Origin of the sequence: Streptomyces anthophorae (assembly GCF_049310305.1) — a bacterium.
Lineage (GTDB): Bacteria > Actinomycetota > Actinomycetes > Streptomycetales > Streptomycetaceae > Streptomyces.
This window is the reverse complement of the sequence record NZ_JBLWQQ010000001.1, coordinates 6,469,817-6,490,472: the sequence shown is the minus strand read 5'-3', so window position 1 is coordinate 6,490,472 and position 20,656 is coordinate 6,469,817. Positions and strand designations below refer to the sequence as shown.

Annotated in this window: 16 protein-coding genes; 1 reads left to right on the top strand and 15 read right to left on the bottom strand. The window is 69.9% G+C overall.

Going from position 1 to position 20,656, the window contains the following annotated elements:
• The first annotated feature begins 251 nt into the window (after positions 1-251).
• The gene (gene ileS, locus ACNYS0_RS29420; RefSeq protein WP_422477701.1) at positions 252-3,389 is read left to right on the top strand and encodes an isoleucine--tRNA ligase; all 3,138 of its coding nucleotides are present in this window, start codon (positions 252-254) and stop codon (positions 3,387-3,389) included.
• 304 nt (positions 3,390-3,693) lie between these two features.
• Here ileS and ACNYS0_RS29415 read toward each other — a convergent pair whose 3' ends face one another.
• From ACNYS0_RS29415 to ftsL, 15 genes are all read right to left on the bottom strand, one after another.
• Positions 3,694-4,857, bottom strand: coding sequence for a DivIVA domain-containing protein (locus ACNYS0_RS29415; protein ID WP_422477699.1), 1,164 nt, complete (start codon positions 4,855-4,857; stop codon positions 3,694-3,696).
• A 55-nt stretch (positions 4,858-4,912) separates the two neighbouring features.
• The gene (locus ACNYS0_RS29410) at positions 4,913-5,197 is read right to left on the bottom strand and encodes a YggT family protein (RefSeq protein WP_385769862.1); all 285 of its coding nucleotides are present in this window, start codon (positions 5,195-5,197) and stop codon (positions 4,913-4,915) included.
• 75 nt (positions 5,198-5,272) lie between these two features.
• A complete protein-coding gene (locus tag ACNYS0_RS29405) occupies positions 5,273-5,917 on the bottom strand; it encodes a cell division protein SepF (protein WP_385769864.1) in 645 nt (214 codons plus the stop codon).
• Positions 5,918-6,043: 126 nt separating this feature from the next.
• On the bottom strand, positions 6,044-6,772 hold the full coding sequence (locus ACNYS0_RS29400; protein WP_422477697.1) for a YggS family pyridoxal phosphate-dependent enzyme: 729 nt from the start codon (positions 6,770-6,772) through the stop codon (positions 6,044-6,046).
• Positions 6,773-6,778: 6 nt separating this feature from the next.
• Positions 6,779-7,519 carry a peptidoglycan editing factor PgeF gene (gene pgeF / locus ACNYS0_RS29395; protein ID WP_422477695.1) on the bottom strand — a complete coding sequence of 247 codons (741 nt, stop codon included), beginning with the start codon at positions 7,517-7,519 and terminating at the stop codon, positions 6,779-6,781.
• Positions 7,520-7,529: 10 nt separating this feature from the next.
• A complete protein-coding gene (ftsZ, locus tag ACNYS0_RS29390; protein WP_422477693.1) occupies positions 7,530-8,777 on the bottom strand; it encodes a cell division protein FtsZ in 1,248 nt (415 codons plus the stop codon).
• A 298-nt stretch (positions 8,778-9,075) separates the two neighbouring features.
• Positions 9,076-9,879: a cell division protein FtsQ/DivIB gene (locus ACNYS0_RS29385; RefSeq protein WP_422477691.1), complete on the bottom strand. Its 804-nt coding sequence runs from the start codon at positions 9,877-9,879 to the stop codon at positions 9,076-9,078.
• A gap of 28 nt (positions 9,880-9,907) precedes the next feature.
• Positions 9,908-10,996 carry an undecaprenyldiphospho-muramoylpentapeptide beta-N-acetylglucosaminyltransferase gene (murG, locus tag ACNYS0_RS29380; RefSeq protein WP_422477689.1) on the bottom strand — a complete coding sequence of 363 codons (1,089 nt, stop codon included), beginning with the start codon at positions 10,994-10,996 and terminating at the stop codon, positions 9,908-9,910.
• Positions 10,997-11,002: 6 nt separating this feature from the next.
• On the bottom strand, positions 11,003-12,331 hold the full coding sequence (ftsW, locus tag ACNYS0_RS29375) for a putative lipid II flippase FtsW (RefSeq protein ID WP_422477687.1): 1,329 nt from the start codon (positions 12,329-12,331) through the stop codon (positions 11,003-11,005).
• A gap of 91 nt (positions 12,332-12,422) precedes the next feature.
• Positions 12,423-13,820, bottom strand: a complete 1,398-nt coding sequence (murD, locus tag ACNYS0_RS29370) for a UDP-N-acetylmuramoyl-L-alanine--D-glutamate ligase (protein WP_422477685.1) — start codon at positions 13,818-13,820, stop codon at positions 12,423-12,425.
• Positions 13,821-13,843: 23 nt separating this feature from the next.
• Positions 13,844-14,917: a phospho-N-acetylmuramoyl-pentapeptide-transferase gene (gene mraY / locus ACNYS0_RS29365; RefSeq protein WP_266720569.1), complete on the bottom strand. Its 1,074-nt coding sequence runs from the start codon at positions 14,915-14,917 to the stop codon at positions 13,844-13,846.
• Positions 14,917-16,317 carry a UDP-N-acetylmuramoyl-tripeptide--D-alanyl-D-alanine ligase gene (locus ACNYS0_RS29360; protein WP_422477683.1) on the bottom strand — a complete coding sequence of 467 codons (1,401 nt, stop codon included), beginning with the start codon at positions 16,315-16,317 and terminating at the stop codon, positions 14,917-14,919. Before ACNYS0_RS29360 ends, mraY begins: the two co-directional genes overlap by 1 nt.
• 4 nt (positions 16,318-16,321) lie before the next feature.
• Positions 16,322-17,869, bottom strand: a complete 1,548-nt coding sequence (locus tag ACNYS0_RS29355; protein WP_422477681.1) for a UDP-N-acetylmuramoyl-L-alanyl-D-glutamate--2,6-diaminopimelate ligase — start codon at positions 17,867-17,869, stop codon at positions 16,322-16,324.
• Positions 17,870-18,059: 190 nt separating this feature from the next.
• Positions 18,060-20,090, bottom strand: a complete 2,031-nt coding sequence (locus ACNYS0_RS29350; RefSeq protein WP_422477679.1) for a peptidoglycan D,D-transpeptidase FtsI family protein — start codon at positions 20,088-20,090, stop codon at positions 18,060-18,062.
• 4 nt (positions 20,091-20,094) lie between these two features.
• Complete coding sequence (ftsL, locus tag ACNYS0_RS29345) at positions 20,095-20,655, bottom strand: cell division protein FtsL (protein ID WP_422477677.1); 561 nt, start codon at positions 20,653-20,655, stop codon at positions 20,095-20,097.
• Position 20,656: the final 1 nt, after the last annotated feature.

Below are 20,656 nucleotides of genomic sequence, written 5' to 3'. Positions count from 1 at the left end.
GAGCGAACCGGGGACGGTGGAAGCCCGGCGGCGAGCGCGACGCGAAGATCACCCCGGAGCCGCCGGAAGAACGCCGCAGCGCACCGATAGCGGCCAGTAGACCCGGCATCGCGACCCCAATGAGGGGGCTCACCGGAGCGCACCACGCCCCGGCGGGCCAAGGAGGGTGGTACCGCGGGAGCGCGCCGCACACGGCGCAGCAGCCTCTCGTCCCTCCGACGGAAGAAGGCAGATCCGCCGGAGGAAGACTGATGACGCAGTACCGCCAGGTGCCCGCCCAGGTCGACCTGCCCGCCCTCGAGCACGCGGTGCTCGACTTCTGGGACGAGCAGAAGATCTTCGCCAAGACCCTGGAGCAGTCCGAGGGGCGCCCCGAGTGGGTGTTCTACGAGGGCCCGCCCACGGCCAACGGCATGCCGGGTGCCCACCACATCGAGGCCCGCGTCTTCAAGGACGTGTTCCCCCGCTTCCGCACGATGCGCGGCTACCACGTGGCCCGCAAGGCGGGCTGGGACTGCCACGGCCTCCCGGTGGAGCTGGCGGTCGAGAAGGAGCTCGGCTTCAGCGGCAAGAAGGACATCGAGGCGTACGGCATCGCCGAGTTCAACGCCAAGTGCCGCGAGTCCGTGACCCGGCACACCGACGCCTTCTCCGACCTGACGACCCGCATGGGCTACTGGGTCGACCTCGACGACGCGTACCGGACGATGAACCCGGAGTACGTGGACTCGGTCTGGTGGTCGCTGAAGGAGATCTTCAACAAGGGCCTCCTGGTCCAGGACCACCGCGTCGCCCCCTGGTGCCCGCGCTGCGGCACCGGCCTCTCCGACCACGAGCTGGCCCAGGGCTACGAGACGGTCGTCGACCCCTCGGTCTATGTCCGTTTCCCCCTCACCTCCGGTCCGCTGGCGGGCCAGGCCTCGCTGCTCATCTGGACGACGACCCCCTGGACCCTGGTGTCCAACACGGCGGTCGCCGCGCACCCCGACGTGACGTACGTCGTCGCCACGAACGGCGAGGAGAAGCTCGTCGTCGCCGAGCCGCTCGTCGAGAAGGCGCTCGGCGAGGGCTGGGAGACGACCGGCGAGTCCTTCACCGGCGCGGAGATGGAGCGCTGGAAGTACCAACGTCCGTTCGAGCTGGTGGAGTTCCCGGCCGAGGCGCACTACGTGGTCAACGCCGACTACGTGACGACCGAGGACGGTACGGGTCTGGTCCACCAGTCCCCCGCCTTCGGTGAGGACGACCTCAAGGTCTGTCGCGCGTACGGACTGCCGGTCGTGAACCCGGTGCTGCCCGACGGCACGTTCGGCCCCGAGGTCCCGATGGTCGGCGGTGTCTTCTTCAAGAAGGCCGACGAACAGCTGACCGAGGATCTCCAGAACCGCGGCCTGCTCTTCAAGCACATCCCGTACGAGCACAGCTACCCGCACTGCTGGCGCTGTCACACGGCACTGCTCTACTACGCGCAGCCGTCCTGGTACATCCGCACCACGGCGATCAAGGACCGCCTCCTCCAGGAGAACGAGAAGACCAACTGGTTCCCGGAGACCGTGAAGAACGGCCGCTTCGGCGACTGGCTCCAGAACAACATCGACTGGGCGCTCTCCCGCAACCGCTACTGGGGCACCCCGCTGCCGATCTGGCGCTGTGAGGAGAACCACCTCACCTGCGTCGGCTCGCGCGCGGAGCTGGGCGAGCTGACCGGCACCGACCAGTCGTCCCTCGACCCGCACCGCCCGTTCATCGACGACGTCACGTTCACCTGCACCCACGAGGGCTGCTCCCTCGAAGCGGTGCGCGTGCCCGAGGTCATCGACGCCTGGTACGACTCGGGTTCCATGCCGTTCGCGCAGTGGGGCTACCCGTACAAGAACAAGGAACTGTTCGAGTCCCGCTACCCGGCGCAGTTCATCTCCGAGGCCATCGACCAGACGCGCGGCTGGTTCTACACGCTGATGGCGATCGGCACCCTGGTCTTCGACAAGTCGTCCTACGAGAACGTGGTGTGCCTCGGCCACATCCTCGCCGAGGACGGCCGCAAGATGTCCAAGCACCTGGGCAACACCCTGGACCCGATCCCGCTCATGGACCGGCACGGCGCGGACGCGGTGCGCTGGTTCATGGCGGCAGGCGGCTCCCCCTGGGCGGCCCGCCGCGTCGGCCACGGCACGATCCAGGAGGTCGTCCGCAAGACGCTCCTCACGTACTGGAACACGGTCGCCTTCCAGGCCCTGTACGCCCGTACGTCCGAGTGGGCGCCGAGCGAGGCGGACCCGGCGCCGGCCGAGCGCACCGTGCTCGACCGCTGGCTGCTGTCCGAGCTGCACCTGCTCACGGACGGGGTCACCCAGGCCCTGGAGGCCTACGACACCCAGCGCGCGGGCAAGCTGCTCTCGGCGTTCGTCGACGACCTCTCCAACTGGTACGTGCGCCGCTCGCGCCGCCGCTTCTGGCAGGGCGACAAGGCCGCGCTGCGCACCCTGCACGACGTGGTGGTGACCATCACACAGCTGATGGCGCCGCTCACGCCGTTCATCGCGGAGCGGGTGTGGCAGGACCTGGTCGTGCCGGTCACCCCGGACGCCCCGGAGTCGGTGCACCTGTCGTCGTGGCCGGAGGCCGACAGGTCGGCGATCGACCCGACCCTGTCCACGCAGATGGCGCTGGTCCGCCGGCTCGTCGAGCTCGGTCGCGCCACGCGCGCGGAGTCGGGCGTCAAGACCCGCCAGCCGCTCTCCCGCGCACTGGTCGCGGCGGCGGGCTTCGCGGACCTCTCCCCCGAGCTGCGGGCCCAGATCACGGAGGAGCTGAACGTCTCCTCCCTGGCCTCGCTCTCGGACGTCGGCGGCAGCCTGGTGGACACCACCGCCAAGGCGAACTTCCGGGCGCTCGGCAAGCGGTTCGGCAAGCGCGTCCAGGACGTGGCGAAGGCCGTCGCGAACGCGGACGCCGCGGCGCTGTCCCTGGCCCTGCGCGAGGGCACCGCCTCGGTGGAGGTCGACGGCGAGAAGATCGACCTCGGCCCGGACGAGGTCATCATCACGGAGACCCCGCGCGAGGGCTGGTCCGTGGCCTCGGACTCGGGCGCCACTGTGGCACTCGACCTGGAGCTCACGGAGGAGCTGCGGCAGGCGGGCCTGGCCCGTGACGCGATCCGCCTGATCCAGGAGGCCCGCAAGAACAGCGGCCTGGACGTCGCGGACCGGATCGCCCTGCGCTGGACCTCCACGGACCCGGCGGTGATCTCGGCCCTCACCGAGCACGCCGAGCTGATCGCCGACGAGGTCCTGGCGACGGACTTCGCCCAGGGCGAGCCGGACACCACGTACGGCTCCGCCTTCACCGACGAGGGCCTGAGCCTGACCTTCCACCTCCGCAAGGTGTAGCCGCACCGGGGCGGGCCCAATCGCCGGAGGGGCTTGAGAAATCAAGCCCCTCCGGCGATTGAGGAGCGGGGTCCGGGGCAGAGCCCCGCGACCGGAGGACCCATTCACGCCGAAGGGCCGGTTGGCCAGAAACGTTTTTCTGGCCAACCGCCCCTTCGGCGTTTCGTACCCCCTGCGCACACCTGACCGCCCACCCCCACCGGACCGCGAAAAGGCCTCGGCCCGGATCGCAGAAACGATCCGGGCCGAGGCCTGAATGAATGCCGACGCCTAGCTACTACCAGGCGCTACACGCACGCGCCGCTCAGTTGTCGTCCTCGTCGATGAGGAAGCCGCGCATCGGCGACGGAGCCTGCCCCATCGGCGACGGACCCTGCGGCCGCACCGGAGCCATCGGCTGCGTCATCGCGGGCGACATCTGCTGCTGACCGCCGCCGTACGACGGACCGCCGTTCTGCTGGTTGCCACCCATCGACTGGTTGCCACCGTAGGACGGCGCACCCGCACCGGCCGGAGCCATGGAAGGCGCCGGGGACGGCGGCAGGCTCGCGGTCGCCGGGGTACGCGGCGGAGCCAGCGAGTCGTCGGCCTGGGTCTCCAGCTGGCGCAGCTGCGACTCCAGGTACGACTTCAGACGCGTGCGGTACTCGCGCTCGAAGCCGCGCAGGTCCTCGACCTTGCGCTCCAGCGTGGCGCGGGCGGACTCCAGGGAGCCCATCGCGACGCGGTGCTTCTCCTGCGCGTCCCGCTCCAGGGCGTCGGCCTTGGCACGGGCGTCACGCTCAAGACCCTCGGCACGGCTGCGCGCCTCGCCGACGATCTTGTTCGCCTCGGAGCGGGCCTCGGCGATCGCCTGGTCGGCGGTCTGCTGGGCCAGCGAGAGGACACGGGCGGCGCTGTCGCCACCGGGGCCCTGACCGGGCTGCGGCAGCTGCGGGCCGCCGTGGCCGCCCATGGGACCGCCCATCGGGCCGCCCAGCTGCGGCTGCTGGCCCATCGGACCCTGGCCCATCGGGCCGGGACCCTGCGGGCCACCCTGCTGACCGTGTCCACCAGGACCGGCCGGCAGCTGCGGGGCACCGCTCGGCAGCTGGGGCGGGCCACCCATGGGGCCGCCCATCTGCTGCTGCGGCGGGCCCGATATACCCGCGGGCACCGGGGCGCCCGGGCCTCGCATGCCCTGCGGGGGACCCTGCTGCTGGTCCTGCGGGCCGTCGGGCCCACCAGGACCGCCAGGCCCACCGGGGCCGCCGGGGCCCTTGCGCATGCCGCCCTGCTGCTGGTTCTGGGCAGCGGCACGGGTGGCTGCGGCAAGTTTCGCGCGCAGGTCCTCGTTCTCTCGAAGAAGACGAGTCAGTTCGGCTTCGACCTCATCGAGGAAGGCATCGACCTCGTCCTCGTCATAGCCTTCTCGGAGGCGGACGGTCGTGAACTGCTTGTTCCGCACGTCCTCGGGGGTCAACGGCATCTCTTCACCTCAACGTTGTCGTCGGCATTCGGCAAGACCGTAGTTGACATCGTGCTCACAGCCGGCTCACGACGGAGATCAGGATGTAGACGATGATCATCAGTACGAAGAAGGACAGGTCGAGCGCCACGCCCCCGAGACGCAGCGGCGGAATGAACCGCCGCAGAAGCTTGAGCGGTGGATCAGTGACAGTGTAGGTGGCCTCAAGAACCACCACCATCGCCTTACCGGGTTGCCACGAGCGGGCGAACTGGAAGACGTAGTCCATGACCAGCCGGAAGATCAGCACGATGAGGAAACACATCAGCGCGATGTAGACCACATCAAAAAACACGCCCATGTCGGCGGTTCCCTCTCCCCTGTGTCTCGTGCCTCGTGACTAGTTGGTTGCTAGCCGTCGAACTTTTACTGCGTCTCAGCTCTGGTTGAAGAACCCGCCCTCTGCGATACGGGCCTTGTCCTCCGCCGTGACATCGACGTTAGCAGGCGACAACAGGAACACCTTCTGTGTCACCCGCTCGATGCTTCCGTGAAGACCGAACACAAGACCGGCGGCAAAGTCGACAAGTCGCTTCGCGTCGGTGTCGTCCATCTCCGTCAGATTCATGATCACCGGAGTGCCCTCACGGAAGTGTTCCCCGATGGTACGGGCCTCGTTGTAGGTCCGGGGGTGCAAAGTGGTGATGCGGTAGGGCTCCCGCTCGGACACAACCTTGGGCATGATCACCGGTGCGTTCTTCTCCAGGCTCTGACGTTCAGGTGTGATGGATGCCACGGGGGCGATTCGCGCCGGACGTCCGGATTCAGCGGCAAGCGAAGCGGGTTGGCGCACCGGCTCGCGCTGAGCCGGGGGCTGCACCACTCTGACCGATTCCTCCACATCCGTGGCGGCATGGGAGCTGTGTGACTGATGCGACGGCTCGTGCCGTCGACGGTCACGCTCGGGCTCCGGGTCGAGCTCGGGCTCGAAGTCGTCATCGGGGTCGAACCCCCGGCCGTCGTACCCATCGTCCTCCACGAGGCCGAGGTAGACCGCCATCTTGCGCATCGCGCCGGCCATTCTCTGAGTCCTCCGCTCTGTGGTGGATCGGCTGACGTCAACCAAAGTGCCCGCGATCCACGTGGCCTCCCCGCCCATCAGCGAGAATGACCATATTTTCTGCTGTGGTCCGACTTCTTCGCGACGTTACCCGAGCCGGGGTCGGACACCGAGGACCGCGGTACCGACGCGCACATGTGTCGCTCCGGCCGCCACGGCCTGCTCGAGATCCGAACTCATCCCTGCCGAGACCATGTTCGCAGCCGGATGGGCCGCGCGCATGGCAGTCGACAAATCCATGAGCCGCTCGAACGCCGCCTGTTGCCGCCCCGCGTAGTCCCCCGTGAGCGGCGCGACGGTCATCAGTCCGTCGAGCCGCAACCCCGGAGCCTCGGCCACGCGAGCGGCCAACTCCTCCACTCCGCCGGGGCCGACACCCCCGCGCTCCCCGCGACCGTCGGCGTCGGCGTCGAGCGCGACCTGGATCAGGCAACCCAGCTCGCGCTCGGCCCGCACGGCCTCCTTGGAGAGCGCCGTGACGAGCTTGCCCCGATCGATGGACTGCACCAGATCGGCGTAACTCGCCACAGAACGGACCTTGTTGGTCTGAAGCTGACCGACAAAGTGCCAAGTAAGCGGCAGATCCGAGCATTCCGCGGCCTTGGGTGCCGCGTCCTGGTCCCGGTTCTCCGCCACGTGCCGCACGCCGAGCCCGGCCAGGATCCGCACATCGCTCGCGGGGTAGGTCTTCGTGACCACGATGAGGGTCACGTCGTCCCGCTTGCGCCCGGCCGCCGCGCAGGCCGCGGTGATACGTTCCTCCACCGTGGCCAGGTTCGCGGCGAGCTCTGCCGTACGTTCCTGAAGGTTCGTCATGTCGTCTCAGTCCAGCCAGACATAGCCGGCGAGTCGGCCGGTGGCCTTGTCGCGGCGGTACGAGAAGTGATCGTGCGACTCAAGTGTGCACACCGGCGACCGCTCCCGGTCACGCACCCCGAGCCGCTCCAGCTGAGCGTGCACACCGGCGGTGACATCGACGGCCGGGGTGCCCCAGCTGGTCTCGGCGTACGCCGCCGGTTCCACCGCCGCGACCTCGGCCCGCATCTCGGCCGGCACCTCGTAGCAGCGCCCGCAGACCGCGGGCCCCGTACGGGCGACGATCCGGGCCGGGTCCGCGCCGCGCTCCACCATCGCCCGCACCGCAGCCGGCACCACTCCGGCGACCATGCCGGGGCGTCCCGCGTGCGCGGCGGCGACGACCCCGGCGACCGGGTCGGCGAGCAGTACGGGGGTGCAGTCCGCCGTGAGCACGGCGAGCGCGAGTCCGCGCCGCGAGGTGACGAGGGCGTCGACACACGGAATGTCGGCTTCGGTGGGCCAGGGCCCGTCCACCACCGCCACGTCGGGCCCGTGCACCTGGTTCATCCACACGACGCGGGAGGCCTCGATGCCGAGCGATCGCGCGGCCAGCTCCCGGTTGCGCAGCACGGCCTCGGAATCGTCGCCGACCGCGCCGCCGAGGTTCAGCTCCTCATACGGAGCGGCGCTCACCCCGCCCCACCGGTCGGTGAAGGCGAAGTGGGCGCCACTCGTAGCAGACACAGTGTGATGTTGTCCTATCACTGTCGCGTGGTTACTTGAGGAAGTCCGGCACGTCGAGCTCCTCGGCCTGGCTGTCCGGGTAGGACGGCCGCGGAACCTGCGGCGGGGCGGGCGGGGCCACCGGCGCCTCGTTCACCGGAGCGGGCGCCTCGGCCGGCGGGGCCGGGGTCGGCGTCTGCGGCTGGGACTCCTCGCGCTGGGTGACGCTGCCGAGGTTGCCGAAGCTCGAACGCGCGGGCTCGGGGGCCGGCGTCGAGGGCCGCGCGGGCGTCGCCGGCTCGTCGCGCTTGGCAGTCGAGGAACCGACCACGTTCTCCCGCTTGTTCGGCGGCTGCCCGCCGTCGAAGCCGGCGGCGATGACGGTGACCCGCACCTCGTCGCCGAGGGCGTCGTCGATGACGGCACCGAAGATGATGTTCGCCTCGGGGTGGGCCGCCTCGCTGACCAGCTGCGCGGCCTCGTTGATCTCGAAGAGACCGAGGTCCGAGCCGCCGGAGATGGAGAGCAGCACGCCGCGGGCGCCGTCGATGGACGCCTCCAGGAGCGGCGAGGAGATCGCCATCTCGGCGGCGGCCACCGCGCGGTCGTCGCCGCGGGCCGAGCCGATACCCATGAGGGCGGAACCCGCCTCGGACATCACGGACTTCACGTCCGCGAAGTCGAGGTTGATGAGCCCCGGGGTGGTGATGAGGTCGGTGATGCCCTGGACACCGGAGAGCAGGACCTGGTCCGCCGACTTGAAGGCGTCGAGGACGGAGACCTGCCGGTCCGAGATGGACAGGAGCCGGTCGTTCGGAATGACGATGAGGGTGTCGACCTCTTCGCGGAGCTCGGCGATGCCGTCCTCCGCCTGGTTCGCCCGGCGCCGGCCCTCGAAGGTGAACGGCCGGGTGACCACACCGATCGTGAGGGCGCCCAGCGAGCGCGCGATGTTGGCCACGACGGGTGCGCCGCCGGTGCCGGTGCCGCCACCTTCACCGGCGGTGACGAAGACCATGTCGGCCCCCTTGAGGACCTCCTCGATCTCCTCGCGGTGGTCCTCGGCCGCCTTGCGGCCGACGCCCGGATTGGCTCCGGCGCCGAGTCCGCGGGTGAGTTCACGGCCGACGTCGAGCTTGACGTCCGCGTCGCTCATCAACAGGGCTTGCGCATCGGTGTTGATGGCGATGAACTCGACGCCCTTGAGACCGACCTCGATCATCCGGTTGATGGCATTGACACCACCGCCGCCGACACCGATGACTTTGATGACTGCGAGGTAGTTCTGCGGTGCTGCCACGTCGAAGGCCTCTCGCCTCGAGTTACGTGTCGCCGCCTCGCGTGAAACGGTGCGACGACTGATGCCGAATTGGGGCGGTCCGGACTACTAGTTGACTACTAGTCGACTGCCGACCCGAACCCTAACGCTGAAGTTTAGGGTTACCAGTGTGTCTGTTTCCTGGACTCTTCCGAACCTGACACTAAGTCGACAAGTGGCGCCCGTTCAACGAACACGCCGAACCTCCCGTTTTTCTTTTCACCCTATGTGATCAGCCGTGTCGATGCCCAACCAGGGTGCTGGCCTGCATCAATGTGCGTCAACTCCCGGACGCCGCAGGGGCCGTGGGAACACTCACGTCCAAGTGCCTGGCCTTCGGGGCGGCTTTCATGAGAGCGGTAAGAGTGCGTGCTTTCGTGTCACCCCGTTCGGCACTCCCCCAGGCGACGGTCCGCCCCCCGGTCAGCTCCAGCGAGATGGCGTCGTACGAACGGACCTTGACGGTCCGCGTGTCCCGCGCGACCTGCTCCGGGAGCTGGCCCGCGACCCGCACCGCCTCGCGGACGAGCCGGGCGGAGCCGAAACGCCGCAGGCTTGCCTCGGCGCCCTGCTGATCCGGCGTCAATTCGAGGAGGGGAACACTCTTCGGCGGCTTGGCGACCGTCGCGAAACGCACGCCTTCGCGGTCGACTTCGATGAACTTGTCTGAATTTCTGCCGTCTTCGACAATCAGGACCGGCTTACGTTCCGTCACTTTCAGCCCGATTCCGTGCGGCCAGGAACGGACCACATCAACCGCGTCAATTCGGGGCAATTTCCGGCGCAGCCGATCCTCGATCGCGTCCGTGTCGACGGAGACCAGCGGGGCACCGACCGGCACGGCGGCCGCGTCCCGGACCTGAGACGGCGTCAGAACCTGGGTGCCGGAGGGCTTGACGCGCTCCACGCGCAGCCACGGCGAGCCGTACAGCAGCCAGGTGCCGCCCGCGCCGAGCAGCACGAGCAGCACTCCGGACACGACAAGGGTGCGCACGCTCGGCATGCGCACCCATCGCGCGGCGGGGGGCGGCTCGGACGCCTCGGACGACTCTTGTTCGCGATCCGTAGTAGTGGGTCCGGCCACTGTCCCCTGCCTTACCTTCGTCCACTCGCTAACGACGCGAGTTGATCGCCTCGTACACCATTCCGACGAGCAGGTCGTCGGCGTCCCTGCGGCCGAACTCGGCGGCCGCGCGGGACATCTCGTACAGCTTGTGCGGGTCGGAGAGCACGGGCAGGACATTGGCCTGGACCCACTCGGGGGTCAGCTCCGCGTCGTCGACCAGCAGTCCGCCGCCGGCCTTGACCACCGGCTGGGCGTTGAGCCGCTGTTCGCCGTTGCCGATGGGCAGCGGGACGTAGGCGGCCGGGAGCCCGACGGCGGAGAGTTCGGCGACGGTCATCGCGCCCGCGCGGCAGAGCATCATGTCGGCCGCGGCGTACGCGAGGTCCATCCGGTCCACGTACGGTACCGGGATGTACGGGGGCATCCCCGGCATCTGCTGGACCTGCGGCAGTTCGTTCTTCGGGCCGACCACGTGCAGCACCTGGATGCCGGACTGCTGGAGGTACGGCGCGACGCGCGTGACCACCTCGTTCAGGTGCCGGGCGCCCTGGGAGCCGCCGGAGACGAGCAGCGTCGGCAGGTTCGGGTCGAGGCCGAAGGCGGCGCGCGCCTCGGGCCGCTTCTGCGCCCGGTCGAGCAGCGCGATGGTGCGGCGCAGCGGGATGCCGATGTAGCGCGAGTTGCGCAGCTTGCTGTCGGGCGAGGAGACCGCGACCTGCGCCGCGTACCGCGAACCGATCTTGTTGGCCAGGCCCGGCCGCGCGTTGGCCTCGTGCACCACGATCGGCACGCCGAGCCGCTTGGCGGCGAGGTAGCCGGGCAGCGCCACGTATCCGCCGAAGCCGACGACCGCGTCCGCCTTGGTGCGCTCCATGACCTGCTCGGCCGCCTTGATGGTGCCGCGCAGCCGCCCGGGAACCGTGATCAGTTCCGGCGTGGGCTTGCGCGGCAGCGGTACGGCGGGGATCAGCGCCAGGTCGTAGCCGCGCTCCGGTACGAGACGGGTCTCAAGGCCGCGTTCCGTGCCCAGGGCCGTGATGCCCACGGTCGGGTCCTGCCTGCGCAGGGCGTCCGCGAGGGCGAGCGCCGGCTCGATGTGGCCGGCGGTCCCCCCACCGGCGAGTACGACATGCACCGAAATTCACCGCTCTCTGGACGGGCGCACCGAGGCGCGCCGTCGCATCGTGTTCCATCTCATCCCCCGGACTCCCGGACTCCGCCGCATGGCGAGGGCCGCCCGCGCCGCCGGCTCGTCCCGCGCGAACGCGATCAGGAGCCCCACGGCGAACATGGTCGGGAGCAGCGCGGACCCCCCGTACGAGAACAGCGGGAGCGGGACTCCGGCGATCGGCAGCAGGCCGAGCACCGCACCGATGTTGACCACGGCCTGTGCCGTGATCCACGTCGTCACGCCTCCCGCGGCATAGCGAACGAAGGGGTCCTCCGTGCGTCCGGCCACGCGGATACCCGCATAGCCTAGAGCCGCGAACAGGGCGAGCACCGACAGCGTCCCCGCCAGGCCCAGTTCCTCACCGGTGATGGCAAAGATGAAGTCGGTGTGCGCTTCGGGAAGTTGTCCCCATTTTTCCACACTCGCTCCGAGCCCGGAACCGAAGAGTCCGCCGGAGGCCAGGGCGTAGATCCCGTGCAGTCCCTGCCAGCACATGTCGCCGGGTCCCGCGTCGGCGCTGCCCAGACAGGCCAGGCGGGCCATGCGGTTGGGGCTGGTCTTGATCAGGAGCAGGCCGATCACGGCGGCCACCGACAGCACGCCCACGAAGAGCCGCGTCGGCGCTCCGGCCGTCCACAGCAGGCCGAAAAGGATCGCGGTCAGCAGGATCGCGGTGCCCATGTCGCCGCCGAGCATGATCAGCCCGAGCAGCATGAAGGCCACCGGAACGAGCGGCACCAGCATGTGCTTCCACTGGGTGAGGAGCCGCTTGTCGTGCTTGCGCGCCAGCAGATCGGCGCCCCAGAGGATCAACGCCAGCTTCCCGAACTCGCTGGGTTGCAGCATGAAGGGGCCGCCGAGCGAGATCCAGTTCTGGTTGCCGTTGATCGACACTCCTATCCCCGGCACCTGCACGAGGACCATGAGGAAGACGCTGACGGCGAGGATCGGATACGCGAGCGCCCGGTGCAGCTTCACCGGCATCCGCATCGCGATCAGGAGCAGGACGCCGCCGAGGACGGCCGCGACGAACTGCTTCTTGAAGAAGTACGAGCTGGACAGGCCCATCTGGAGGGCCGTGATCATCGAGGCCGAGTAGACCATGACCAGGCCGAGGACCGTGAGCAGCAGCGCGGCCCCGATGATCAGGTAGTACGCGGTGAGCGGCCGGTCCCAGGCGCGCTTGGCCTGGGAGTAGAGGCGGCTTGCCGGGTTGACCCGGGCCCGGTAGACCTTGCTGGTCCTCCGGGGCGGTGCGGCGGGGCGCCCGGTCGTGCGGGGAGGACTGCTACCGGCCATGACCGTCCCCCACCGATGAGCCGTACGTCTGCGCTGCCACGTTCCCCTCCCGAAGGGTGCCCGGCGTCACCGGGCGCCCTCTCGAGTCCCGTCAGACGCTGGTGGCGCCCAGTTCGCGGACCGCTTCCGCGAACGCCTCGCCACGCTTGTTGTAGTTGGTGAACATGTCCATCGACGCGCAGGCCGGGGCCATCAGCACGGTGTCCCCTTCGCGGGCGAGCCGCGCGGCCTCCTGGACCGCCGCCGACATCGCCCCAGTGTCGGTCCGGTCGAGGTCGACGACCGGTACTTCCGGGGCGTGTCGCTCCAGGGCTTCCCGGATCAGGGCCCGGTCCGCGCCGATCAGGACGACGCCGCGCAGCCGCTTCGCCGCACCCGTCACCAGCTCGTCGAAGGTGGCGCCCTTGGCGAGCCCGCCCGCGATCCACACGATGGACTCGTACGCGGCCAACGAAGCCTGGGTGGCGTGGGTGTTGGTCGCCTTGGAGTCGTCCACGTAGGCGACGCCGTCCACGTCGGCGACGTGCTCGATGCGGTGGGCGTCGGGGCGGAAGTTCCGCAGTCCTTCGCGTACGGCCCGGGGCTCGACGCCGTAGGCGCGGGCGAGGGCCGCCGCCGCGAGGGCGTTGGCGATGTTGTGCGGGGCCGGCGGGTTGACGTCCCCGACCTCGGCGAGCTCCTGGGCGTTCTTCTGCCGGTTCTCCACGAAGGCGCGGTCGACCAGGATGCCGTCCACGACACCGAGTTCGGAGGGGCCCGGGGTGCCGAGGGTGAAGCCGATGGCGCGGCAGCCCTCCTCGACGTCGGCCTCGACGACCAGGTCCTCGGTCGCCTTGTCGGCCACGTTGTAGACGCAGGCGACCTGGTTGCCCTCGTAGATGCGGCCCTTGTCGGCGGCGTACGCCTCCATGGAGCCGTGCCAGTCGAGGTGGTCGGGCGCGAGGTTCAGGACGGCGCCGGAGTGGGCGCGCAGCGAGGGCGCCCAGTGCAGCTGGTACGAGGAGAGCTCGACGGCGAACACGTCGTAGGCCTCGTCGCCCTGGAGGACGACGTCGATGATCGGCGTGCCGATGTTGCCGACGGCGGCCGTACGCAGGCCCGCCGCCTCCAGGATCGACGCGAGCATCTGCGTCGTGGTGGTCTTGCCGTTGGTGCCGGTGATCGCGAGCCAGGGCGCGGCGTTCGGGCCGCGCAGGCGCCAGGCGATCTCGACGTCACCGACGACGTCCACGCCCGCGGCCGCGGCCTCGGCGAACAGCGGCGAGGAGGGCTTCCAGCCGGGCGAGGTGACGACGAGCTCCGTGCCCTCGGGCAGCGTGGAGGAGTCACCGAGCTGGACGGAGATCCCCTCTTCTTTAAGAAGGGCCGCCTTTTCGCGGTGTGCCTCGCTGTCGCCGCCGTCCACGACGGTCACCGACGCGCCGAAGCCGGCCAGGGCGCGGGCGGCACTGATGCCGCTCACGCCGAGACCGGCGACGGTGATGTTCATGCCCTGCCATGGGGAAGGGGTCGTCACTTCTTGGCTGCCCATCCTGCGTAGAAGAGGCCGAGTCCGACGATCACGCACATGCCCTGGATGATCCAGAACCGGACCACGACAAGGACTTCGGACCACCCCTTGAGTTCGAAGTGGTGCTGGAGCGGCGCCATCTTGAAGACCCGCTTGCCGGTCATCTTGAAGGAGCCGACCTGGATCACGACGGACATGGTGATCAGGACGAACAGGCCGCCGAGAAGCGCGATCAGGAGCTCCGTACGGGAGCAGATGGCGAGGCCCGCGAGGGCGCCGCCGAGGGCCAGTGAGCCCGTGTCACCCATGAAGATCTTGGCGGGCGAGGTGTTCCACCACAGGAAGCCGAAACAGGCGCCCATCAAGGCCGATGCGACCACCGCCAGGTCGAGCGGGTCTCTGACCTCGAAACACGCCCCTGGGTTGGTGAGGGTCTGCGCGTTGGCGCAGGACTCCTGGAACTGCCAGACACCGATGAAGGTGTACGCGCCGAAGACCATCACGGAGGCGCCGGTGGCGAGGCCGTCGAGACCGTCCGTCAGGTTCACGCCGTTCGACATCGCGAGGATCATGAACAGCGCCCAGACCACGAACAGGACCGGGCCGATCGACCAGCCGAAGTCCTCCACGAAGGAGAGCTTGGTGGAGGCGGGGGTGTTGCCTCTGACGTCCGCGAACTGAAGTGAGATCACCGCGAAGGCGATGCCGACGATCAGCTGTCCGGCCATCTTCGCCTTGGCTCTGAGGCCGAGCGAGCGCCGCTTGACGATCTTGATGTAGTCGTCGAGGAAGCCGACGAGCCCCATGCCCGCCATCAGGCCGAGCACGAGCAGACCCGACAGGGTCGGCGCCGCGCCGGTGATCAGCTTGCTGAGGAAGTACGCGATGAGGGTCGCCAGGATGAAGGCGATACCACCCATGGTCGGCGTGCCGCGCTTGCTGTGGTGCTCGCGCGGGCCGTCGTCACGGATGAACTGGCCGTAGCCCTTGCGCGCAAGCAGCTTGATCAGCAGCGGCGTTCCGGCGAGCGTCAGGAAGAGACCGATGACACCTGCGAACAGGATCTGCTTCATCATCAGGCATCAACCCCACCCTGCACGTCAGCGAGCAGCGCCTGTGCCACGCTCTCCAGGCCCACCGACCTGGATGCCTTCACGAGCACGACGTCTCCCGGGCGCAGCTCGCTGCGCAGCAGGTCGATCGCCGCCTGTGCGTCGGACACGTGCACCGACTCCTCACCCCACGAACCCTCGTTATAGGCGCCCAGTTGCATCCAGGACGCTTCCCTGCCCCCGACTGCAACGAGCTTGCTGACGTTGAGTCGGACGGCGAGCCGTCCGACGGCGTCGTGCTCGGTCAGCGACTCGTCGCCCAGCTCGGCCATCTGCCCGAGCACCGCCCACGTCCGGCGCCCCTTGCCCATGGCCACCAGCGCGCGCAGCGCCGCTCGCATGGACTCGGGGTTCGCGTTGTAGGCGTCGTTGACGATCGTGACGCCGTCCGAGCGCTCGGTGACCTCCATCCGCCAGCGGGACAGGTTGCCCGCCTCGGAGAGCGCGAGGGCGATCTCCTCCACGGACATGCCAAGGTCATGGGCGACGGCGGCCGCGGCGAGCGCGTTCGACACGTGGTGCTCACCGTACAGGCGCAAGGTCACGTCGCTGCACCCGGAGGGTGTGTGCAGGCTAAAGGCGGGCTGTCCGCTCTCCGTGAGCCGGACATTCTCGGCACGCACGTCGGCGCTGTCGGCCTCTCCGAAGAAGAGCACCTTCGCCTTCGTGCGCGAGGCCATGGCGCGCACCAGCGGGTCGTCCGCGTTGAGGATCGCGGTGCCGTCCGCGGGCAGCGACTCGACGAGCTCGCCCTTGGCCTCCGCGATCTGCTCGCGGCCGCCGAACTCGCCGATGTGCGCGGTCCCGACGTTCAGGACGACACCGACCTTCGGGGGCGTGAGGCCCGTCAGGTACTTGATGTGGCCGATGCCGCGGGCGCCCATCTCCAGGACGAGGAACTGCGTCTCGTCGGTGGCGGTGAGCGCGGTCAGCGGCAGGCCGATCTCGTTGTTGAACGAGCCCGGCGTGAAGACCGTGTCGGCCTTGCGGCGCAGCACCTGGGCGATCAGGTCCTTGGTACTGGTCTTGCCTGCGGAGCCGGTGAGGGCGACCAGCGCGGCACCGAGCCGTGCGACCACGTGCCGGGCCAGCGCGCCGAGCGCGGCCTGGACGTCGTCGACGACGATGGCGGGCACGCCGACCGGGCGCGAGGCCAGCACGGCGACGGCACCCTTGTCGACGACCTCGCGCGCGTAGTCGTGGCCGTCGACCCGCTCGCCCACGAAGGCGGCGAACAGGCTTCCCGGCTCGACCTTGCGCGAGTCGATGACGACCGGCCCGGTCACCCGGACCTGCGGGTCCGGTATGTCGTACGTCTGCCCGCCGACGGCTGAGGCGATCTCGGCGAGGGAGAGGGCGATCACAACTTCATCCCTGGGTTTTCTGGTTGTCGACGGTGGCTTCGGCCGCTTCGATGGCCGCGCGGAGCACCTGGCGGTCGTCGAACGGGCGGATCACACCGGCGATGTCCTGGCCCTGCTCGTGGCCCTTGCCCGCGACGAGCACCGTGTCGCCGGGCTCGGCGCGTGCCACGGCGGCGGCGACGGCGGCGGCCCGGTCCTCGAACACGGCGACGTCGCCCCGCTCGTGGGCCGGCACGTCGGCGGCGCCCGCGAGCATCGTGGCGAGGATCGCGAGGGGGTCCTCGGAGCGCGGATTGTCGGAGGTGAGGATGGCCGTGTCGGCGAACCGCGCGGCGGCGGCGCCCATCGGCATCCGCTTGGTCTTGTCGCGGTCGCCGCCGCAGCCGAGCACGATGTGCAGCTTGTTCTCGGTGACCTTGCGCAGCGCCCGCAGGACGGACTCCACGGCGTCGGTCTTGTGCGCGTAGTCGACGACAGCGAGGTACTTCTGGCCCGCCTCCACGCGCTCCAGGCGGCCGGGCACGCCGGGTACGGCGGCGACGCCGTCGGCCGCGGTCTGCGGGTCGATCCCGGCGACGGCGAGGGTGACGATCGCGGCGAGGGTGTTCGCGACGTTGAAGGGGCCCGCGAGCGGCGCCTTGGCGGCGATCCGCTCGCCCTTGGGGCCGACGACGGTCAACGTCGAGTCGAACGGGCCGACTTCGACGTCCTCGGCGCGCCAGTCGGCGTCCGGGTGGCCCTCGGCGGAGAAGGTGACGACCGGGACCTCGGACTCGTCGATGAGCCGGCGCCCGTACTCGTCGTCGAAGTTCACGACGCCCCGCTTGCTGCGCGCCTTCGTGAACAGCTGGGCCTTCGCCTGGAAGTAGTCCTCCATGTCGGAGTGGAACTCCATGTGCTCCGGGCTCAGGTTGTTGAAGACGGCCACGTCGAAGACGCAGGCGTCGACCCGGCCCAGCACGAGGGCGTGGCTGGAGACCTCCATGGCGACGGCGTCGGTGCCGCGCTCGCGCATGACCGCGAACAGCGCCTGGAGATCGGTGGCTTCCGGAGTGGTGCGCTCGGACTTGATCCGCTCGTCGCCGATCCGCATCTCGACCGTCCCGATCAGACCGGTGCTGCGCACGGTCTTCAGGCCGCCCTCGATGAGGTACGCGGTGGTGGTCTTGCCCGAGGTACCGGTGATGCCGATCTGGAGCAGGTCCCGGCCGGGGTGGCCGTAGATCGTGGCGGCCAGCTCGCCCATCCGGCTGCGCGGGTTGTCCACGACGAGCGGGACCAGGCCGGCCTCGGAGACGCGCTGCCAGCCCGCCGGGTCGGTCAGCGCGGCGACGGCGCCGAGCGAGGCGGCCTGCGCGGCGAAGTCGGCGCCGTGCGCGCGGGCTCCCGGCAGGGCCGCGTACAGGTCGCCGGGGCGCACCGCACGGGAGTCGTGGGTGATGCCGGTGACTGCTGCCGCGGCCGTGGGCGCTTGGACACCCAGTTGATCGGCGAGTTCCGCGAGGGGTGTGGCGGAGACCTCGACCGGTCGCGGCGGCCCGGGGTATGTCACGGGTGCGCCCTTCTGGGTGGTTTGGGACTGATCAGCGTGTGGCACGGCGTGAGCGTACCGGGCCCACCCCCCGCCCGGCGAAGCGAGGGGCGTGGCGCGGGGCGGTTCCCCGGATCGGAGGTGATGGCTGTCACGGCGCCCTCACGGGTAGTAAGTGATCATGTGCGCGGCCCGTACTGGCTGGAAAGCGTCATGGCTTGAACGTCACGGGCAGCCGGGCCGGCTTGTCACCCGTGGGCGGGGCCTGGAGCGTCTTCAGGGCGAACTCCATGACCTTCTTGTAGATCGGGCCACAGATCTGGCCGCCGAAGTAGCCGCCCTTGGTGGCGTTCTGGATCGCGCAGTAGACCGTCACGCGCGGCTTGTCGGCGGGGGCGAAACCGGCGAACGACGACGTGTAGCCCTTGTAGCGGCCGGTGGCCGGATCCACACGGTTGGCCGTGCCCGTCTTGCCCGCGACGCGGTAGCCCGGGATGCGGGCCTTCGTGCCGGTGCCCTCCTCGTCGTCGACCACGGACTCGAGCATCTGCGCGACGGTCTTGGCGGTCTTCTTGCTGACGACGCGGTTCTCCTTGGGCTTCGGGGCCGGCGTGAACCGCCCGTCGGGACCCTTGGTGCCGCGTACGAGGGTGGGCTGCACCCGTACGCCGTCGTTGGCGATGGTCGAGTACACGGAGGCGGCCTGCATCGCGTTGATGGAGAAGCCCTGGCCGAACGGGATCGTGTACTGCTGCGACGTGGACCACTTGTCGGCGGGCGCGAGGATGCCGGACGTCTCGCCGGGGAAGCCGAGGCCGCTCTCCCGGCCGATGCCGAACCTGTGCAGGTAGGAGTAGAGCGAGGCGTTGGCCGCCGGCTGCGTCTTGCCCAGCTGCCCCGTCGCCAGGATGGTGCCGATGTTGCTGGACTTGGCGAGCACGCCGTTGAGCGTGAGGTGCCAGGTCGGGTGGTCGACGTCGTCCTGGAAGAGCCGGTCGCCGCGGTGCAGCCGGTTGGGCACGGTGACGTGGGTGCCCGGGGTGGCCGCCTTTTCCTCCAGGACAGCCGCCATCGACATGACCTTGGCGGTGGAGCCCGGCTCGTACGCGTCCTGGAGCGCGGCGTTGCCCAGGGCCTCCGCCTTGGCGTCGGCCAGGTCGTTCGGGTCGAAGCCGGGCGCGTTCGCCATGGCGAGGACCTCGCCGGTCTTGGTGTCCTGCACTATCACGTAGCCGCGGTCCGCCTTCGACTCCTTGACCTGCTCGTCGATGGCGTTCTGCGCGGCCCACTGGATGTCGCGGTCGATGGTCAGCTCGACGTCCGAGCCGGGGACCGCGGGCTGTTCGGTGGTGCCCGCGGTCGGCACCTGCTGGCCGCCGGACTGGGCGTAGCGGATCTTTCCGGCCTTGCCCGCGAGCTCCTTGTCGAGCTGCTGCTCGACGCCGCCGCCGCCCTTGCCGTCGGCGTTGACCCAGCCGAGGACGCCCGCGGCGAGGTCGCCGTTCGGGTAGACGCGCTTGCTGCTGGGGTCGGCGACCACGCCGGAGAGCACGCTCGCCTCGCGGCCCGCGGCGTTCGCCTTCTCGTTCAGGGTGGTCCGAAGGTCCTTGATCTGCTTCCAGACCTGCGGAGTCTGCCGCGGGGCGAGCCGCACGTACCGCGTGTTCTTCGTCTTCAGCTTCTTGGTCAGTTCTGCCGCGTCGACCCCGATGATCGGCGAGAGCAGCGCCGCCGCCTGCTCCGGCGCGTCGTCGACCTTGGTGGCCTTCTTCGTGAACAGCGTCGGGTCGGCCGTGATGTCGTACGCGTCCACGCTCGCGGCGAGCTCGACGCCGCTGCGGTCCGTGATGCCGCCGCGCTCGGCGGCGATGGAGTGGCTGACGTATCGGTTCAGCGAGGCCTTCGCGGCGTACGCGCTGGCGTCGACGCCCTGTACCTGGAAGAGCCGGACGACGAAGACCATCAGGACGAGCGTGAGGCCCAGGCTCACCATGCGCAGGCGCGGCTTGGGGCTGCCCAGGCGCAGCCGGGAGGGCGCCTTCGGCTTCGGCCTCGGCGGGGCGGGGCGGGGGCGGCGGGCGGCCGGGCGGCCGTTCTGCGCGGACTTCGACGCGGGCCTGGGTGCGGACTTCGACGCGGGCCTGGGCGCGGGCTTGGGTCCCGCCTTCGGCGCGGGGCGTCCGGTGCGCGGCGGGCGCGCGGGGCCTGGCACGCGGCGGCGCGGGGGCTCCCTGTCGGTCATGGCGTCACCTGCCGGTGCTCGAAGGGGAGGGTTCGACCGAGGAGTTCGGACTCGCCGGCTCGGAAGGTTTGACGGAGGGGGAGGCGCTGGCCGAAGGAGACGGGCTCGCGGAGGGCGAGGCGCTCGTGCTCGCGGCGGCCGGGGCCTTCGCCGGCTCGGGCCGGGGCGGGGCGGGCGGCCCGGCGGCCGGGCTCGGCATGCCCTTGACGGTGCCGTCCGGCTCCAGGAACGCCGGGTCCCCGCCGGGCACCATGCCGAGCCGGCGGGCGCGTTGCAGGAGGGCGTCGGGCGCCGAGTAGGAGTCGACGTCGCGCTGGAGTTCCTGCTCGTCGTCGGTGAGCTCGGTGGTCTGCTTCTTGAGCTTGGTGAGCTGGAACGAGCCCTCGTTGAGCGAGGAGTTCAGCATCAGGAGCGTGATCAGACCGCCGCCGAGGAGCAGCACGACGAGAAGGACGAACGGGGTGCGCGCGGCCTGCGTGCCGCCGGACTGGCCGATCGGGAGCAGCCGCGCAAGGCGGGCGGCCCTGTCGCGCAGCGAACCTTTCGAGCCACTGCTGGCGCTCATG

Coding starts and splice junctions, on each gene's coding strand:
- ileS (WP_422477701.1), top strand. CDS start 252: ATGACGCAGTACCGCCAGGTGCCCGCCCAGGTCGACCTGCCCGCCCTC.
- ACNYS0_RS29415 (WP_422477699.1), bottom strand. CDS start 4,857: ATGCCGTTGACCCCCGAGGACGTGCGGAACAAGCAGTTCACGACCGTC.
- ACNYS0_RS29410 (WP_385769862.1), bottom strand. CDS start 5,197: ATGGGCGTGTTTTTTGATGTGGTCTACATCGCGCTGATGTGTTTCCTC.
- ACNYS0_RS29405 (WP_385769864.1), bottom strand. CDS start 5,917: ATGGCCGGCGCGATGCGCAAGATGGCGGTCTACCTCGGCCTCGTGGAG.
- ACNYS0_RS29400 (WP_422477697.1), bottom strand. CDS start 6,772: ATGACGAACCTTCAGGAACGTACGGCAGAGCTCGCCGCGAACCTGGCC.
- ftsW (WP_422477687.1), bottom strand. CDS start 12,331: ATGGCCGGTAGCAGTCCTCCCCGCACGACCGGGCGCCCCGCCGCACCG.
- murD (WP_422477685.1), bottom strand. CDS start 13,820: ATGAACATCACCGTCGCCGGTCTCGGCGTGAGCGGCATCAGTGCCGCC.
- mraY (WP_266720569.1), bottom strand. CDS start 14,917: ATGATGAAGCAGATCCTGTTCGCAGGTGTCATCGGTCTCTTCCTGACG.
- ACNYS0_RS29350 (WP_422477679.1), bottom strand. CDS start 20,090: ATGACCGACAGGGAGCCCCCGCGCCGCCGCGTGCCAGGCCCCGCGCGC.
- ftsL (WP_422477677.1), bottom strand. CDS start 20,655: ATGAGCGCCAGCAGTGGCTCGAAAGGTTCGCTGCGCGACAGGGCCGCC.